Below are 18,811 nucleotides of genomic sequence, written 5' to 3'. Positions count from 1 at the left end.
GTTTAGTAAATGGGCTTAAGAAGGATCTATTTTTTAGCAAACATATTCAAGGCTTATCATGATATAAAACAATTAATTCCTTACTGGAAGAACAGCCTAATAATTCCATCGTTTTAGCTAAAGTTCCTTCTACAGTTCGGTAAGAGATATTCATTTCCCGGGCGATTTCTTTGGAACTTTTTCCCTGAGCCAGTAATCTAAGACAGACGGCTTGTTGTTCTGATAAACGCATGGGTAAATGGGTCGCTTTATGAAACAGCACCATATCCTTTTCGTTTAATGAGACCGGTTTGGCTTTTTCTGTTGTGTTTTCAGCAACGCGCTTAAGCGTTTTTAATACATGTTCTTCCAAAGCATTATCATCCGTATCAAGAGAGATACTTGCTGTAGTTTCGAAAAAGTGATCGCGCTCGCTATGCAGCGAATCAAAAAAAGTTTTGAGATCAGTCGTTAATAATGGCATAGGATTTCGTGAAACTCGTCCTATTTGTACGGCAGTACTGACTTGCAAAAATACGACAACCTCTGATGACAACAATTCTCGAATTGCTTCATCACAAATAATGCTGGCATCGGTGGTTGCTACAATATGTTCTTTAGCTTGTAACCCTATCAATACTTCCTTTTGGCATTGATAAAAATTTCTTTGTCCCTCTGCACCCAAAATCTCATGCAAAGTACGGCCCATATGATATTCGATTCCAAGATCCACATCGATAAATTCCCAGCCCAGTTTTTCAGCCAGAAGCTTTGCGAATAAGCCTTTGCCAGCACCAGGTAGACCGACAATAAAAATACGTTTAGGTTGATTCATCATTTTTCTCCTATGCGTGGCTTCCAATAAGCTTTGAATCTACTCATAGTATAAAAACGTATTTAAATTGCATCAATACGTAAAAATACGTATCAAATATTAAATTTTTTATACAAAGTTTTTATCCCTTCTGTTTTACTAACATGTGCTTTACAGTTAATAAATCAAGATATGCTTTTTTCTTATCGGCGGGATTTCGCAAAAGATAAGCAGGATGATAGCTCACGATAAAAGGAATATTATTGTAATGATGGAGTGTATTTCGCAATTGTTTCAGCGGCAGTGGTTGATTAAGTAAAAATTGACCCGCAAAGCGTCCTAAAGCCAAGATCAAATGCGGCTCAATCAGCTCAATTTGCCGTGCGAGATAAGAACTGCATTGGGTAATTTCCTCAATCTGAGGATCTCTATTATTGGGTGGTCTACATTTCAAAACATTGGCGATGTAGACATCTTGTTCCTGCATTTCAATGCTCTGTAACATTTGATTCAATAAACTTCCTGCTTTACCTACAAAAGGTAACCCTTGCTGATCCTCATAAAAGCCAGGAGCTTCACCAATAATCATTAATTTTGCGTTCGGACTGCCACGGAAAAAAACAGTTTGCGTCCGCGTTTTATGTAAAGAACATCGAGTGCAAGCAGCCACTTCTTTAGCTAAGGCAGATAATCCTTGTTCACTGGAAGGATGCGAGCTACGTCGCTCCCAGAGATCGATTCCCATAGCCTGTAGATAATAACGATTTAAAGGGTCTGACATAGAAGGCTCATTTTACACAATAATTGCTCGAGAAAAGTTGGATGGTTATTTTCGTTTTTAATTTTTGATAAATCAATGCTTCCATAATTAAAAAATCCCCTGATCCCGAGCCTAGTGAGGGATCTCCATATCGTAGAAGAGTGCTAATGGATGGGAGATCTCTCGCTAGACTTGAGATGACGTTGGAAATAAATTAGCCGATTCGTTAAGTATCATTTTGCGAGCATTTAGAAATTGCGTCTCATTCCAAATGTTTTCTACAAGTAATGTTCCCTTATCGAGACATTCTTCATAAGCAGCTAACCCGATTAATAAATGGGAGAATTTAATTTTTCTAAATTTGCCCAACGCCTCAAATAAAGTCAATCGTTCAATTTCAGATCCACATATATCATCCCCGCACTCGCCATCAATGCCTTTAAATTTTGCTGCAAACCAATCCTCTAAAGGCTTTCCTTTCATAATAAAGCTATGGGAGATTTGTGAACCACCAAGTACTCGAGTATCTAAATATTGCTGAATATCAACACAAATTGAGTTGTTCTTTATGTATTCCAATGCTTCAGTAAATAATGGGCTTAATTCGAAAGTTTGCACCTGAACTATAGCACGTAATTCCATCAATGATTTAAGTCTATTTTGTTGTTTTACCTGATTTTCTATAGTCTTATTTCGCGAAGTTTGTACCTCCTTTTTCATCGCCTCTATTTGATTATCGAGTTTAACTACAATCTTGTGCAGACGAACAGAATTTTTTCCTTTCGTAACCATTTGATCGTGCAACCAACTACATAACTCTGGAGATAAAGATTGAGTTTGTTTGCTCGAAAATACTTTGGTTAATGCGGCATTGAAATCATCTGGAGTTAGTTGATCATAGAATTCGCCCGCTTTTAAATAAAGATTCGCATGCTCTTCCTCCAGATGCTCCTCCAACATTTTCCGCTCCCAATCATCAATTTTGGTAACGTTGGTTATTTCGATCATCCCGCCTCCGGGTAATAGATAAGAACCATAATGTTTTGCAAAACGAATTCGACCCTGTGCATCGACATTAATCCTATCCACCGCTTCATTTTCAAGCGATCCACCCATTTGAATCTGAATAGGATAGAGTTGCTTCACGGGAGGATGAGCAATATCGAGCTGATCCAAATTAAAAAGATGAGATGTGTTCGTTTTCCTTAAATGGGCTTTTTGGGCTTGACGAAATTTTTCCCAAATCTCTGGCGTATACTCAGAGATTGGATGTTTCAATCTCATCTGCCCCGGAGTATTACCAAATTCAAACCAGGCATTTAATTCGTCATCCATCTCCATATTATAAAAATCGAATAAAATTTCAAAAAAGTTCTGATTTTCCATGCGTTGCAAAACATCAGCATAATTAATCAATGTTGCGGCATACGCTAACTCTTTATAATGCGCCTTTACTTGGCTCTGATGAGTCACTTTACCTGCAAGTTTTTTGATGTCTGCCATTTTATTCAACATAATGGCTTGTCGACCTTGGGGGTTCGCTTCTTTATATTGAATCAACATTGGGCCAATATCAGTAAATAACTGCACCATGTTTTTCCTTATCAGAGATTTGATAAATGTCAGTTTATAACAAAAATGTAAAATTTGAATACACTTAATAAAAATCAAATTATAATACTATTTGAGCTAATTTTATGCTTTCGTTATGCCTCTTATTATCGATTCGCAAAATATTGCAAATAATGAATGGATTTGGGATTATCTAGAGTCTCAGCGTCTCTTAGGGAAAGAGATTTGGAGGCCGAATGAAGTATTTACCTATAACGGCACTTCGTACACATTTCAGCAACCTGTATTTGCAAGAAAAAGAAAAAATCCTGCTCAGGGCTACGCTTATGAAATGCTATCCACAAAACGTCTCGGCGCAGGAGAATATGGATCAGTTTATCGCATTTCCTGCACCATTAGCCGGGGTAAAACAGATACCTTCCAGGTTCAAGACAAACATCGAGTCGTAAAGTTTCTAGATCCTAATGATGCCTTGTGCGAGTATAACGCTGGACATTATGCCGAACATTTACATATGAAAGCGCCAACCCAGTCTTACCTGGTAATGAAGGAAATGCCTGGTCAAACGCTCACTAGTTTTTTACATCAATATTCTCGAACGCTAACCCGAGAGAAAAAATTAGAATTAACTAAAGCAATCACAGATGCAATCAAAGAACAGCTTATTGATAGAAAACTCATTCATAAGGATCTTCATGGAGGAAACATTTTAATACATTATGATCCCTTGTCATCACAAAACCTTTTTACCGTTAATGTTATTGACTACGGCCTCGCGCATTACTCCCCGAGATTAAATATCGATTGGCTCAACTATGATGTTGGGTCATTATGGGATTTCTTATGCGCGATATGGGCGAATGAACCAGATAGACCTGAAATCATCAATGCGTTAATCAATATGCGATCTAATCGTTTCAGTGATTACTTAATGCTTGATGAAGTAGTTATGGCACCTACGCTAAAATCCCAAAAACCATTGGATCGCATGCTTGCCTACTTAAGACAATTGGCAGAAACACACGACGAATTAGCAAAAGAATTGCGACAGGATTTATTAAGTGCAGTAAAACAATCTGATGCGAGTAATTTGACGCCAATGAGAAAGGCTGTCGAACAATGCAAAGAGTCTCTAATCAAACACAATATTGATCTTTGTCCTTTTCCTTATCCAGTTTTTACGGAAAACACAGAGAAACAAAAACAGTTAAATGAAATTTATGCCTACCTCAGGCATCTCGAAAATAAAGGAAAATTCCTGATGTCCTATGATCAGGAAAATGAAGGAAATGAACTTTGTGAGCTGGCACACAACCTAAGACAGAAAACGTATCAAGCCGCTATGATGCCTCCTCTACAACAAAGAGTCGCTTTCGCTGCATGCAGCAAACAATGCAAAGAAATTTTAGACCAAAATCAAGAATTGCTTAATTTTCACCGAGACTCCAATTACATTTGGGCAGAAATTGGGGTAGCCCTGTGTTCTCTTATTGTGTTCTACCCCCTAGTTGGTTTTATTCATTATCTTGCAACGGATAGGTTTAGATTTTTTAATCAAACAGAATCAGCTGCAGGAGCCTCTAAAATGGAAAAGAATTTTAATCAATTATGTGATATTAAAGCCTACTAACAGATTTTTTTACAATTTACTTTAAACTCAATGCCTTAAACCACTACCTATAAATTTTTTCCCATAATAGTTAATGATTCAAAATTATTTTGCTAATATAGCTGCCGTTGTCATTATAAGAAGAATAATTTATGACATTAGCAAAAAATTCAAATCCCTATTCAGCAGATACTGCATTTCAAGATGGCCGATTGCGCCAAGCGCAGCTAAAAATGCTCACTATGCTGGAAGTAGTAGACGCTATCTGTAGAAAACATGGTTTGGATTATTGGCTTGATGCGGGAACTCTTTTAGGTGCTGTCCGCCATCAAGGGTTTATTCCCTGGGATGATGATGTGGATATTGCCATGCCCCGCGCCAGCTATGAACAATTTCTACGTGTTGCTCCATCAGAGATTCCAAGCTGGATGTGGTTGCAAACAATCCATAGCGACCCAGGCTATTTTAATATGGCTACTCCTTTAAAAATCAGGGATCGTGCCAGTCGTTTTATTGAAAAACACGAAAAAGGGAATGAGCCGTACGTTCAAGGTATCTTTATTGATGTATTTGTCTATGACAGGATGCCAGTAGACCCAAAACAACGTAAGCGATACAAATTCTATGCTAAAAAGCTCTCCCGTTTATTAAGCACTAAATACAGTAAAGTAAAAATAGGACACTATCCTACCCTCTATAAATTGATCGCCTCATTTTTTCCTAAACCTCTGCTTGAGTGGAGTTTGCAGAAAATCATCCATCAAGCAAATGCCAGTCATAGCCCATATATAGGACGAGGTTATAATTGCGTAGGCAAAAATTTAATTAAAAAAGAAGAAATCTATCCTTTGCAGCGCGTCTCTTTTGAAACCAAAGAATTTAATATCCCTCGTAACGCGGAAGCGTTCCTGATTCAACAATATGGTGATTATTTGCAGTTACCTCCAGAAGAACAACGAGTCATGAGACATTGTAAGGAACTGATTCCCCACCTGGAAGAAGCAATATAGCCCCCTACTCCCTGAGTATTGACAGATAATCATGCAATCGGATAGAATTGTACCCAATATCTAACAAGCACATCTCTAAGAGGCTTAAACTATCATGGACATTATTTCTTAAGTACGCCCTTTATTTCGGGCGATGACGGATGCAGTCAAAATCACTGCCCATTTAGAATACTTAAGAGAGTTACATGATGCATAAGCCTATTCGATTTGAAGATCTTAGTCTTTCTTTCCCCCACAAAACATGTTTTGTGGACTTCAGTGGCCAAGTTTACAACGGCAGTCGAATTGCAATTATTGGACGCAATGGCACTGGAAAATCAACCCTGCTCAAAATACTTGCAGGATTGCTTCAGCCAACCGAGGGTGACATCCATTTTCCTCAAGCATTAAATATAGGTTATGTCCCCCAAGTCATTGAAGAATATAACTCATTAAGTGGAGGACAACGTTTTCAAAAATTATTGACGCAGGCTTTGGCTGCGGATCCAAATCTTTTAATGCTCGATGAGCCTAGTAATCACCTGGATCGTAAAAATCGACATTCTTTAATAAGAATGCTTTCTGATTATCGAGGAACCTTAATTATGGTGACCCATGATATCGAATTATTGCAATCCACTGTGGATACGATTTGGCATATTGATCAAGGTAAAATCAATGTTTTTACTGGATGTTATGAGGATTACTTGCGAGAAATCACGATTCAGCGCCATGCGATTGAAGGTGAACTTGCCGAACTGATACGTCAGAAAAAGCAACTGCATGTCGACATGATGAAAGAACAAGTACGAGCTAAGAGCAGTAGAACTCAAGGTGAAAAACACATTCAACAGCGGAAGTGGCCAACCATTGTGTCACAGAGTAAAGCTAGGAATGCGCAAGAGACTTCCGGACGTAAAAAAAGCGCAATCAGCCATAAGAAACAAGAGCTAAGCCAACGTTTATCAGCACTCTACTTGCCAGAAACGATTCAACCCAAATTTGCTGTGCATGGAGTTGCAACCAACCAGACCTTAGTAACAATCAGCGAGGGTACTGTTGGTTATGTTGAAAACAACTCTATTTTGCGTGAGTTGAACTTTTCAATAAAAGCACGAGATCGGATCGCGATTTGTGGCGATAACGGTTCAGGTAAATCCACTTTACTCAGAGCCATTTTAGGTAGTCCGTCTGTCATCAAAACAGGAAATTGGACGGTCCCTCAAACAGATGAGATGGGCTACCTTGATCAACATTACACGACTCTGCCAGCAGAGAAAACAGTATGGGAGGCGATAAGCTGTTACTTAATGAATAAATCCTATACCGAAATAAGGGAGCATCTAAATGATTTTTTATTTCGAAAAAATGAAGAAGTTAATGCTTTGGTTTCAACCTTATCTGGTGGAGAAAAAGCCAGGCTCTCTTTGGCACAAATTGCGGCGATTACTCCCAAAATGCTGATTTTGGATGAAATGACAAACAACCTGGATAGAGAAACACGAGCTCATGTCATTCAGGTACTCAAAGTTTATCCTGGGGCCATGATAGTTATTTCCCATGATGCTGATTTTTTGCATGCTATCCAGGTCACTGATCAATATGAAATCAAAAATGGGCGATTAAGCACCTTTTAGTTGTACCCAAAACCGAGTAGAGATTATGAATAAAAAAAACAGTTCACTAAACACTTTTTTCCTGAGTCTGATAAAACCATACCGTGGCTATGTTATTGGATTATTGCTTACTGCTGCTTATTGGGGAATTAATAATGCCCTTTCTCCTTATGTATTAAAACTCATTATTGATAAGGTTGCGGCATTTTCGGGCGATAAATCAGCCCTATTTGATGCCATAAGACCCTATATTATCGTGTACATTACATTGTGGATCTTAATTGCTGTGGATATGCGTCTTTCAGATTGGCTCCGATTGAAGTTATTTCCCTACTTACGATATGACCTGGTTAATAACATGTTTGCTTATTTGAATCAGCATTCACATCGTTTTTTTCAAAATAACTTTGCAGGCAGTTTATCCAATAAAATCTCTGATATGACCGCAGGTACCATCTCCATTTTTACAACAATCGATGATGCTGCCGCGCAAATTGTCGGTCTTATTATTGCGATTATCAGCATGCTGCTTGTGCAACCGATATTTGCTTTGATTTTATTTGTTTGGGCCATTACTTTTTTAGGTGTCGCACTCGCTTACTTTAAACCGGTGCAAGATCTTTCTAATTCTTTTGCGACCAGTAAAACCACTTTAGTTGGAAAAATAGTTGATAGCATAAGCAATATCACCAACCTGCGCTTGTTTTCCAGAGCAGACTTTGAGAGTCAAGTGATTCGAAATGCAACCCAGGATACTACAGATAAGGATCAGACCATGCAATGGACTATCTTGAAAATGCGTATCTATTGGGATGTGAGTATTATCGTGTTGATTGCTGCCAACTTATATATGTTGGTCGTTATGTACAGTAAGGGTCAAGTATCGATTGGTGATTTTAGTTTCGTCATTTCATTGTCACTGAGTATTTTCTATAATTTATGGTACCTAGCGAGCCAATTCGTACATTTTGCTGAAGAACTGGGCAAGTGCCGACAAGCCCTAACCCTGATTTCAGAACCCCATGAGATCACCGATCAACCGAATGCGCAGCCACTTACAGTCACTCAAGGTCGTATTGAATTTAAAAACGTGAGCTTTCACTATGATGAAGGAGCCCACCTTTTTAAAAATAAATCCGTTGTGATTGAACCCGGACAAAAAATTGGTCTGGTAGGCTTATCTGGCTCGGGAAAAAGTACGTTTGTCAATTTGATTCTTCGCCTGTTTGATGTGGAGTCAGGTAAAATTTTGATTGATGGACAAAATATTCGCGAGGTAACTCAAGAATCACTACGCGAAAATATTGCAATGATTCCTCAGGATGTAACCTTATTTCATCGCACTTTAATGGAAAACATTCGTTATGGCCGTGTTGATGCAACTGATGCAGAAGTAGTTGCTGCATCAAAGAAAGCACATTGCCATGAATTCATTTCCAGACTTCCTGAACAATATGATGCGTTAGTTGGTGAGCGTGGAATTAAATTATCGGGTGGACAACGACAAAGAATAGCCATTGCACGAGCCATGTTGAAAAATGCGCCAATTCTAATTCTAGATGAAGCAACTTCAGCCCTGGATTCGTTAACTGAAAAATTGATTCAGGATGGCTTGCATGTGTTAATGCAAAACAGAACAACCATTGTAATCGCACACCGACTCTCCACCTTATCTGAAATGGATCGCATCCTGGTTTTTGAAAAAGGCCGTATCATTGAAGATGGCTCTCACGAGGAACTTCTCAAAATACCGAGTCATTACAGTCGTATGTGGAAAATGCAAGCTGGCGGATTTTTACCTGATGCGTTGTAATGATCATTAGTGAGTGGGGCAAAATTTGGGATTTTTTGTAACTATCCCCTCCCCCTATCCCTCTCCCGAAGGGCTTTGTTGAATAAATCAAATTTTTAACAAAGCCCTTCGGGAGAGGGCTAGGGTGAGGGTATTAAACTAACTTTTCCTTAGGGTTAATCCTGAGAGATACACAAACCGATTACGCTATGCTCATCAGAACCACTGAAACAGTGAAACAACTATTGTGTTAATTCAGTGACCGCTTTTTTACTCTGCTCATACTGAATGATCATTTCAGAAAGTGCTTCTGGTGAGACGTCTACTTTGGGGTCAATTGCTTGCTCACTCCATTTAGGAATTCGTACTGGCTTAAAATAACGACCTTCGGCCGGTTCAGAGCGTTTATCATACTCAACTGTATAAAGCTTCCCAAATCCTGTGATTTTTCCCTCATCATCTGCCTCTAATTCTACAATAGCCTTTTGGATTGCAGTTTTGGCGTCTATTTTTTTACCCTTAATTCCATCCTCCAGGATCTTCTTAGCATCTTCTATCGTTTCATAAAACAAGACTTCATGACCTAATGAATACCCACAAACTTGCTCAAATGCTAATGTATGAAGAGGGGAAACGAAATAAGAAGCCAAATCAGAAAAACTATCACCAATTTTGGTATATGGAGGTTTCACTAATGCGTATATTTTTTTCATTTTATTCCCTAAAAATTTAAAATATATAAAAAGACAGTTCTCGAATGGGAACTAATCACAAGTCTCCGTTGCGTTTGAACTTGAAAAAAGCAGTGACGCAACCTATAAGTGTTTCTTATATCCAGAACAGTAAACACCTGCAGTAGCATTGCAACCATTTTTTTCAGGTTAAATATTATCACACTTGTTCTATTTGTATATAAGCTTCTGCCCCCACTTTTTATTATGAATCCATGGCATTTATTTTGTGTCAGGGTAAAAAAGTACGGTAACAATTTCAGTACAAATTTGATGCAAATTCCTTTAGACAATCTCCTTTGAATATAAATGAACATGGAGAATAATTTTCACCCACTCAACTATACTCAAAATAACCCAGTCGAAAAATTGAGAACTTGCGGGATGCAATACTGGGCTGACTAAAAAGGAGTTTTTTTATGAAAGTTAATTATCTGCTCGCCTCTTTTATTTTAATGCCACTATGTGTTTTCAGTCAGACTCATGATGATGTGACCACCTTAATGATTTCACAAAACCCGGAGAATAAAAACAACCAAACCCTCACTTATTCAAATGAAATAGATAACTTTAAAAAAAATAAATCATTTATTCGCAGCATTGATTTTCCAACACAAATCATTCGTATGGATCAAAACATAGAAAATCAACAACTCACCTGTGATGAGGTAAATGGCCAAATTGATAAAATCTTAGTGCAAAAAATAGTGAATGAACAATTTAGTTATGCGATTTATATTAGTTGTTATTATAATCCGGAAACTCGATTAGCAACCCAATTCATTATCAACAGCTATTTTGATCCTTTAAATGACGAAGCAGTTACCTACTTGGAATCCTATCTTAGCGAATACAATGGCACTGATTTATTTGGGACGAAATATAAAATTGAATCTGCAAAAGGTCTCATCATTTCCTTAGAAGTTGCTGCAGGAATGAAAAAAAAGCCGAATAGACCTCCTTTTGTCGAGTATCACAAAGACCGTAGTAATTTCTACTTCAAAAGCAACTATGAAATGAAAAATAAGTTATTCAGTGATATCTATCAAAATTTCTTTACTCCTGATCCTAATAAAATACTGCCTTTCCTAGATAAATGGGTTTCATCTCATGCAAGCTCCATTTATAAAGCAGTCTTAAGAGATTCAAATTATGTTGAATTACAGCCCGAAAAAATTTTTCTTATGGAGAATGAGGAACTATTTGTATCTAACTTTAAACAATATTTTGCGCATTATTGCGAGCCTTATGAAAACCATCGATGCTTGAATCCTGGGGGCAGAATAGACAATGAGGAAAATCTTTCGAAAGTAGCTTTGTAAGGTATGAAATGAATCTTGCAGCAAAATTCCCCTCATCCCTCGTTGCGCAGGGGATGAAGGGGATTCTATTTAACCCAATTCGGCTTCATAAGAAGCTATTTTTCTCGGTTTTAATTCGGCTTGCTCCTCGGCAATTGCTTTATCATTGACGATCTTGGTGACACAAGCATCAGACCATACATTTAAAGCAGTTTCTAACATATCAATTAAACCATAGAAAGGTAAAATAACCCCCATTAGCACGATAGGAACGTTCATACTGGATAAGAGGCTAATGCTCAGGAAGAAACATCCCATAGGTACCCCAGCATTGCCAATAGCAGCAACAGTCGCAACGAATACCCACAAAACCATCGTCCCGTAGGAAATGGGCATGCCATGATTCTGCATTAAATAAATCACCGTAGCAAAAATAAAGGCCGCACAACCATTCATGTTAATGCTGGTGCATAAGGGTAAAACAAAACGGCTTACTGCTGGCTTTACCTGTAAATTCTTTTCTATAGTATTCATGGTGACCGGTAATGTCCCTACGGAAGACTTAGAGAAAAAAGCCACTGATAAGGCAGGAAGCATAGAACGCATTGCAGCAAAGGGTTGAATATTATTCTTTTTTAGCCATAAAGGTAAGACGACAAAACCTTGGACTAAATTGGCTAAAACAACGATCAGTAAATACTCACCGATCCCTTTGATATCCATACCTGAACGCAACTGAACTACTGTGGAGGTAATAAAGCCGAACAAACCTAATGGAATTACTGCAATAATCCAACGCGTCATCACTAAAAACATACCGTGCGCGCCTCGGAAAAAGCGCGTAATGGTATCACGTGCTTCTTCATCAGGTATTTGCCGCACCGCAATACCGATAATAATACTTAAGAACAATACCCCCATAACTTGTTGCTCAAGAAAAGGAGATAATAAATTAGTGGGTATAATATTCGCCAGATACCCCAAATAACCTAAACTGCTCGTTGATGTGGTTGTTTGCGCATCCAAATTGACTTGCACCGAACTGGGTTGAATGATGAGATAAAGCAAACAGCTGATCACCGCAGCCACTACCGTAGTTGAAAAAGTATACTTTATTGTACGTTGCCATATTTTTTTCATATACCCATCAGTTTTGTAGTTTGCCAAAGTAACGATGATGGATAAAGAAATAATGGGTAAACTGATGCACTTAAAAAGTTTAATAAATAAATCAGAAATCAATAGACCTGTTTCTTTCAAAACAGCAACATTTGACATTCCACTGGCAATACCCAAACCAATCATTAAAGCATAAATCACAGGGGTGCTGAAAATGAGTTTTTTCTGTTGTTGATGTGCTGCACACATGTTGGGAATCCTTAAAAAATCAAAAAAATGAACATAACGAGATTAAGTTAGCAGCAACAACAAGAAACAAGTTTAAAATGAGCGAGGGTTGAACGGTGCATTGTTTGGTTCGAGTGAGTTAACATAAAAACCTTATACTCTGTCTGATTAAAATATGTACAATGAGAAATATTCTAACACATCTAGCATGTTCGTCAAGTTATTTATGTCAAACCACAATCGTTTAATACTGATCTTAAAAGAAATTTCTCTCGGATAAACGAAAAGAGAGCGCATATAAAAGAAGATGCTTATAACTAATTCTCCGCTTTTGTTAGCCATTCATAATCTGCACAATTCATCTCCTTGGCGATGGGAGGAACTATGAGGCCCTCGCCCGCGCGAAGAATTTGATTAAAAATAAACTTTAAATCGCGGGAGATTGGGTGATATGTTTTAATTAAAATCAAAGTGAAGTACAATTAGGCAAAAAATTATTGAGAGTATCTAGATTATGTTTGTAAAACAATTTCCTGAAAACCCACTTATTAAAAAAATTAAAATTAGTGGCCCTTTTATTAGCGTTTATGTACCTGAAGCTGAATTAATAAATTCCCAAAAAAAATATGCAAAGCTATTAAGCCAATCCTCAGTTTTATCGATTGGCGAAGGATTAATGCATGATTTTGCTCATTATACTCATAACAAAAGCCTCTCGTTTCTTTTAGGAAAAAAATCGGAGAAGAAGGAACATTTCCATTTCATTTTACCTGCAACGGTCACTAGAGCTAACTTAACAACATTTTTAAAATTTTTAAAAGATGAAGACTTAAGTAAAGAGCAAAAACAACAACTCTTAAAAGAATTTAATGATCATTCAGATACAGTGACTCTAGAAACATTATCAGAGCAAATTAAATCTTATAACTATCTTATATCCGCTTTGTTACATGAAGACCCATACCTTTCAATAATGATGCCTTTATTTACTGAAATGGTTCGTAACCTAGAACCTTATTTGAATGGTAATCCAGATGAGCCTGTTGATATATCTCCATCGATTATGATCAAGGTCGGTGACCATCAGGTCTCTGCTCGTGATGCAATGAATAATTTTACTGCATTTTTAACCCACTTAGGATTTTTATCATCCTTCGAAAAGATTATTGACCAATTGAATAAAGATGGGAAAAAATCAGCTACCCCTGAGACAATAAAGGAACTAAACAGACTCTTCAATTCTGCATCTACTACTCCATTTCCCAATTTTAGTACATCACCTTATCTATTCAATGAATTGGTAGCACATTTCCCCTTTATCGATGCAAATTTAAATAATTTATACGGAATGCTACAACAACAATTCGCAAGTTTCTTAGAAACAGAAGAGCTTATTTTTGCCCCACAAATAACTAAGCTTCCTCCTGAGGATATTTCTTACAATGATGCGATACTTTTCTTGAGTAAGCAGGGAAATATAGGATTAAAAATCATGGAAACTATGGCTCGCTTACACGAAGGAAAAAAGAGTTTGAACCCCTACTGGATGAACAGTGGTACAAAACTTCAGAGTATAGTGGATGCCGTATTAAAGCTTAAAAAGGGAGAGGATGTTCTAAGTGAAGTAGTTCAAAAACCAGAATCCGAGCTTTGTTTGGCGCTTAATAAACCTCGCCTTTTACCTTTAACTTTCTTAGGAAGTTTTGCAGTTAACAAATCACAATCAATGATCAAAGTTGAAGCCGAAATTTCAAATTCACTTACATACTGATAAGCATATAAGCAAGTAAGTTGGGTCATTTTAACCCAACTTACGTTTGTTAAATAGGAGCAAAGGTATGTATAAAGGTAGCTCGTTACATCAACATGCTTGACCAGATTATAGTAAATATAAAAGTATGTTGAAGAGATTTTCCTGTGAATTGTTGGGTCCGACTCAACCTACTTGCTCCGTAGTGCTTTGGATGGAAAAACCAACACCCATGGTGTATAATTTTAAAACAATTGAAAAGCAATAATCAATAGGTGTCAATATGTATAGTTTCACTAGAGCAGAGGAAGTTGATATTGATCTCAAAGCCCAACTGTTGAGCTATTTAAACAATGTTGGATCTGACGTCAAACAAGTCATTATCACCATTGGATCAGGGCCTGCGCCAAGTGACTCCTATGCCCAAAATATCGTTTTTGATTCAGAAAACAAACACTTAATTATAAATATTGATACAGGTTACCCAGGCGACTTTCCCTGCGGTCTCCTTAAAGTGTCTACTGATCCGACAAAATCCAGCTTTACCCAAAATATGGGCAGACTATTAGAATATAAACATTCTGTAATTTTATATAATGATGATCTTTATTATGCATCACCTAAGGATTCTCATATTTATAAACTTGATACTAAGGATGCCAATCAAGATGACGTTAATTTATTGAAATCGAAGTGCGCCGATACCTATCACCAGGCAAATGATGATGAATTAGAATTAGTCATCCGTGTAACAGGCCGTCGTCAACATATGAAGGCTGCTAGTGTGAACACTGACGATAAAAAATATTTAAGAATGCATTTTAATAGTTCAGTGGCTGCGATAATTAAAGAACCGATTACTGATTTGCTCCGAAACAATGTCATGGTGGTTATAGCTGATTTTCGCTCACCATCACTTTCAAAAGATGTTCAAACCTTGGTAATGCCTCTATTGGATTATTATAGAAGCCCTAATAGCAACGAAGGCAATCTGATACTAACACAGGGATATTTTGATTTTTATCCTTTGTTTTGGCCAACAAAAGAATATCTCTCCACAGCAAGTCTGAAGGATACGAATGACTATTCCGACGCGATGCATCAACTTCGTAATAAAGCAATAGGAAATGAAGCTCTAAGTAATTATTTTGGTAAAGTTGAAGATCCCGTATGCTCAATGACGGCATTATTACCCGGCCATGAAACTGGCATCCTCTTTTCTTATCCCGCTATTGGAGAAATAAGCAAAGCGAAAGTAGCAGAAAAACCAAAGGACCAGGATGAATCTCAACCAGTTTGCATAATATCTTAGTGGGCAATTGCCCTCAAATCCAACCAATTCCATATTGATCGGTTAGCAAATTAGAAAATTGCCAATAATAATTAAGGAAATTATCCTTTTGTTCATTGCTGTTTGATTTTGGCTATTTTTCAAGTGGGATCTCAGCTACCAGGGGTAACATCGTTGCATAGTTTGTATCGTGCAAATTTATGCGAGGTAAGAATTGATACAATGAGTTAGGAACAGGGATGATTGAAGGTAGGGAATGCGTTTTTTCATACCTGCGATAATTTCAAACAGGATCCCAAATTAAACAGAACATTTTTAATAAATTCTCAAGCCATTGGCGCAAATTAAGCAATTCCCTTATTTATGTTAAGCTCATGTGCAGTGCTTTGGGAGTAGTCTAAAAAAGTGTGAATCAATTCTAAAAATTTCTGTCTACCACATAATGAGCTATCGCTTCTAATTTATTCACTGGAATACCCGTTTTTTTTAAATGTTTTAAGGCTTTATTGAAAATTTCATTTTCTTTTTGCTTCGCTTTCTGCATCCCAATCAGGGTTGGATAAGTAGGTTTGTTTCTTTCCTGATCCGAACCTTGATGTTTACCTAAAGTCTGGGTATCAGACTCAATTCCAATAATGTCATCATGGATTTGAAATGCTAATCCGATATAGTCTCCAAATTTTTGTAAATTATTTAAAATATTTTTATCATCACAATTGGCAGCGAGGGCGCCCAGTAAAATACTGGCGGTAAGTAAATATCCGGTTTTTAGTTTATAAGTATTTTCTAATTCATTTAAACTTACGTCCTTATCTTTCATCTCAATATCAAGCTCTTCCCCTCCAGCCATCCCTAAAGACCCAATTGCTCGCGCCAGGAGGCGAATCATTTCTATTTCAATTTCAACTGCAATTTTATTTTTATCCAGACTGGCAATAGTTTCAAAAGCCAGGGTCTGTAACGCATCACCCGCTAATATAGCAGTAGCCTCAGAAAATGCTTTATGGCATGAAGGCTTACCTCGACGTAGATCATCATTATCTAATGCAGGTAAATCATCATGGATTAAAGAAAAAGCATGGATCATTTCAATAGCGGAACCAAGGTGATCAAGTATATCAAAATCAGCCCCTAGTGCTTCTCCTGTTGCATATACTAAAGCTGCACGTATCCGCTTTCCTCCATTTAATACCGCATATCTCATCGCTTTATGCAGCTCAACAGGTTGTTTATTTTCTGCTGGTAATAAACAGGTTCCATTACTCAGGAAATGATTAATTCGTGTTTGATATTCCTTAAGATAAATTTCTGCATTCATCATGTTGTTTCACCTTATCAACCATTTTGTTATTACGACACAAAGAGCAGCTGAAAAGCCAAGCTTACTCCCCTAAGGATTGGAGCGATCCCCAAAAAGCTCCCTAAGTGCTTTGTCTCATTTCCTTAAGAATTTCGAGTGCATCAGTCTCGTTAACACAATGCGTTTGCTCTAATTTTCCTATCAGCATTTGACTTAAAAGAGGTATCTCTTCTTTTTGCGCACCTACGGACAAAACCAAATTTTTTATATGTAATTTCATATGGCCATTAACAATACCATCAGAAACGAGGGCATTTAATGCAGCAAAATTTTGTATCAACCCTACAGCCGCAACTACTCGGGCAAGCTCATCTGCCCGAGTGATCCCAAGTATCCCGAGACAAATTTTAGCAATCGGATGAATTTGCGTTACTCCTCCTACCGTCCCCAGTTGAATTGGAGCTTCAATCCGCCCATATAGATTTCCATCACGCATTTCCCATTTGGTGATTGAACTGTATTGTCCATTCCTAGCTGCATAGGCATGAACTCCAGCCTCAACCGCTCGCCAATCATTACCTGTAGCAATTAATACCGCATCAATGCCATTCATAACCCCTTTGTTATTTGTTGCAGCTCGATAAGGGTCTATTTGAGCAAATAAAGAAGCCTCTTCAATACGTTTTCCCAAGATTGGATCAATGTCATAAATTACTGCATTAGCAACAGTGATTTTTTGATCAGACAAATTGGATAAGATACACATGGTTACCTCTTCATGTGTGTGCGCCTCGATTAGCTCTCGCAAAAACTCACAGGCTTGATTAATTCTATTGGCCCCCATTGCATCACTTGGATCAATTAATACATGTAAAATACCCATAATTTTTTTATCAGGTCGTTCTATAGTACGAACAATGATGTCTGATGCCCCCCCGCCACGCTTGATTAAGGAGCTGAGAACTGTTTGATTTACCTGGTCGAGAAAAAACTCTTTCTGTTCACGAATTTTTTTCTCAAAACGAACTGGATCACGAAGACATGCAAATTGAATTTGACCTATAGCGTGTTTCCCTAAAATTTCGGTGCTCAAATCGCCATGAAGGTTAATAAACTTAGCTGCCTTGCTGAGGCCTGCGATAACGGAGTGTTCTTCAATCACCATTGGAATAATAAAATGTTTTTTATCGATACAAAAATTAACAGCAACTCCTAATGGAATCCCAAACCAACCAATTGGATTTTCGATTAATGTTTCGAGCAGTTCCTCTTTAAAAGTACCTCCATGCTGCAATGCAACGACACCCTCGGGATCCAAAAAACCCGTTGCAACGAGTCTTTCAAGTTTCTCTTTTTTAGTTAACTTGGAAAAACCTTCCCATACTTTTTTACCATTTAAACTAATACTGTTCATCTCAAATTACTCGATACGTTAAAAAAATTTCCCTTTGAGCCCAGCCCCAAGTTCCTGTCCCAAGTAAATAATCCGTAAATTCTTTTTCATACACCATTCCATAAAAGATCCTTTACTCTCAGACTCTAATAAAACAAAAATAATATCGGCACTACTTGGCGCAAAACCTCACCATTCCAGGCACTATGAGAATATGCTGCAAGAGCACCGAACAGCTCCTTATCTGTCGCATTTTTTAAATGCATTTTAAGGGCGTCAACCAAGGCAAATTGCGCACTTGAAGCACCTAATCCTCCTATCCCCTTATAGGGGTCAAAAAAATCAAGATTAAAATTCTTATAAAAATTAAGGTGACGATTTATAAAATTACCTGCAGGGCTTTCATAATTGATAGGTTCAGACAAAAAACTGGGTGCATCTTTCGCAGCAGAAACATTAAGGACAAAGGATGGATGAGAAGTTAGCAGAATCACCATCCCCCCTCTAAGGACCAGATATTCTCCCAAAATGAACGTTTTTGCAGGTACCGATAACTGACAATTCATT

15 protein-coding genes are annotated in these 18,811 nt (G+C 37.6%); 7 read left to right on the top strand and 8 right to left on the bottom strand.

Translation table 11 applies throughout. The features are described 5' to 3' along the window. Positions 1-46: 46 nt before the first annotated feature. The 3 genes from ACF8MK_RS10140 to ACF8MK_RS10130 form a co-directional block, all read right to left on the bottom strand. The gene (locus tag ACF8MK_RS10140; RefSeq protein ID WP_392538947.1) at positions 47-814 is read right to left on the bottom strand and encodes a shikimate kinase; all 768 of its coding nucleotides are present in this window, start codon (positions 812-814) and stop codon (positions 47-49) included. 121 nt (positions 815-935) lie between these two features. Next, a complete protein-coding gene (locus ACF8MK_RS10135) occupies positions 936-1,574 on the bottom strand; it encodes a uracil-DNA glycosylase (RefSeq protein ID WP_392536551.1) in 639 nt (212 codons plus the stop codon). A gap of 165 nt (positions 1,575-1,739) precedes the next feature. Further along, complete coding sequence (locus tag ACF8MK_RS10130; protein ID WP_392536550.1) at positions 1,740-3,146, bottom strand: hypothetical protein; 1,407 nt, start codon at positions 3,144-3,146, stop codon at positions 1,740-1,742. A 115-nt stretch (positions 3,147-3,261) separates the two neighbouring features. Between ACF8MK_RS10130 and ACF8MK_RS10125 the strand changes: the two genes are divergently transcribed. From ACF8MK_RS10125 to ACF8MK_RS10110, 4 genes are all read left to right on the top strand, one after another. Then, the gene (locus tag ACF8MK_RS10125) at positions 3,262-4,755 is read left to right on the top strand and encodes a protein kinase (protein WP_392536549.1); all 1,494 of its coding nucleotides are present in this window, start codon (positions 3,262-3,264) and stop codon (positions 4,753-4,755) included. Between the two features lie 131 nt (positions 4,756-4,886). Continuing rightward, positions 4,887-5,744, top strand: coding sequence for a phosphorylcholine transferase LicD (locus ACF8MK_RS10120; RefSeq protein ID WP_392536548.1), 858 nt, complete (start codon positions 4,887-4,889; stop codon positions 5,742-5,744). Between the two features lie 185 nt (positions 5,745-5,929). Continuing rightward, entirely contained in the window at positions 5,930-7,360 is a 1,431-nt protein-coding gene (locus ACF8MK_RS10115; RefSeq protein WP_392536547.1) for an ABC-F family ATP-binding cassette domain-containing protein, read from the top strand. Between the two features lie 25 nt (positions 7,361-7,385). After that, positions 7,386-9,152: an ABC transporter ATP-binding protein gene (locus ACF8MK_RS10110; protein ID WP_392536546.1), complete on the top strand. Its 1,767-nt coding sequence runs from the start codon at positions 7,386-7,388 to the stop codon at positions 9,150-9,152. Between the two features lie 221 nt (positions 9,153-9,373). Here ACF8MK_RS10110 and ACF8MK_RS10105 read toward each other — a convergent pair whose 3' ends face one another. After that, positions 9,374-9,844 (bottom strand): hypothetical protein, encoded by a 471-nt coding sequence (locus ACF8MK_RS10105; RefSeq protein WP_265702676.1) that lies wholly within the window; start codon positions 9,842-9,844, stop codon positions 9,374-9,376. 437 nt (positions 9,845-10,281) lie between these two features. Here ACF8MK_RS10105 and ACF8MK_RS10100 point away from each other — a divergent pair, with 437 nt between their 5' ends. Beyond that, a complete protein-coding gene (locus ACF8MK_RS10100) occupies positions 10,282-11,184 on the top strand; it encodes an Lpg0189 family type II secretion system effector (protein WP_392536545.1) in 903 nt (300 codons plus the stop codon). Positions 11,185-11,253: 69 nt separating this feature from the next. On the opposite strand, the gene ACF8MK_RS10095 is transcribed toward ACF8MK_RS10100, so the two are convergent. Further along, positions 11,254-12,531 (bottom strand): dicarboxylate/amino acid:cation symporter, encoded by a 1,278-nt coding sequence (locus ACF8MK_RS10095; protein WP_392536544.1) that lies wholly within the window; start codon positions 12,529-12,531, stop codon positions 11,254-11,256. A gap of 493 nt (positions 12,532-13,024) precedes the next feature. Here ACF8MK_RS10095 and ACF8MK_RS10090 point away from each other — a divergent pair, with 493 nt between their 5' ends. Both ACF8MK_RS10090 and ACF8MK_RS10085 read left to right on the top strand, forming a co-directional pair. Continuing rightward, entirely contained in the window at positions 13,025-14,281 is a 1,257-nt protein-coding gene (locus tag ACF8MK_RS10090) for a hypothetical protein (protein ID WP_392536543.1), read from the top strand. Between the two features lie 262 nt (positions 14,282-14,543). After that, entirely contained in the window at positions 14,544-15,572 is a 1,029-nt protein-coding gene (locus ACF8MK_RS10085; protein ID WP_392536542.1) for a hypothetical protein, read from the top strand. Between the two features lie 397 nt (positions 15,573-15,969). Here ACF8MK_RS10085 and ACF8MK_RS10080 read toward each other — a convergent pair whose 3' ends face one another. From ACF8MK_RS10080 to ACF8MK_RS10070, 3 genes are all read right to left on the bottom strand, one after another. Then, positions 15,970-16,872 carry a polyprenyl synthetase family protein gene (locus ACF8MK_RS10080; RefSeq protein WP_265702672.1) on the bottom strand — a complete coding sequence of 301 codons (903 nt, stop codon included), beginning with the start codon at positions 16,870-16,872 and terminating at the stop codon, positions 15,970-15,972. Between the two features lie 100 nt (positions 16,873-16,972). Further along, a complete protein-coding gene (locus ACF8MK_RS10075) occupies positions 16,973-18,265 on the bottom strand; it encodes a hydroxymethylglutaryl-CoA reductase, degradative (protein ID WP_392536541.1) in 1,293 nt (430 codons plus the stop codon). A 125-nt stretch (positions 18,266-18,390) separates the two neighbouring features. Beyond that, positions 18,391-18,810, bottom strand: coding sequence for a hypothetical protein (locus tag ACF8MK_RS10070; RefSeq protein WP_392536540.1), 420 nt, complete (start codon positions 18,808-18,810; stop codon positions 18,391-18,393). Between the last annotated feature and the right edge of the window lies 1 nt (position 18,811).

This window comes from Legionella sp. 227 (assembly GCF_043161935.1).
In the GTDB taxonomy this organism is placed as follows: Bacteria; Pseudomonadota; Gammaproteobacteria; order Legionellales; family Legionellaceae; genus Legionella; species Legionella sheltonii.
This window is presented reverse-complemented; position numbering and strand designations above follow the sequence as displayed.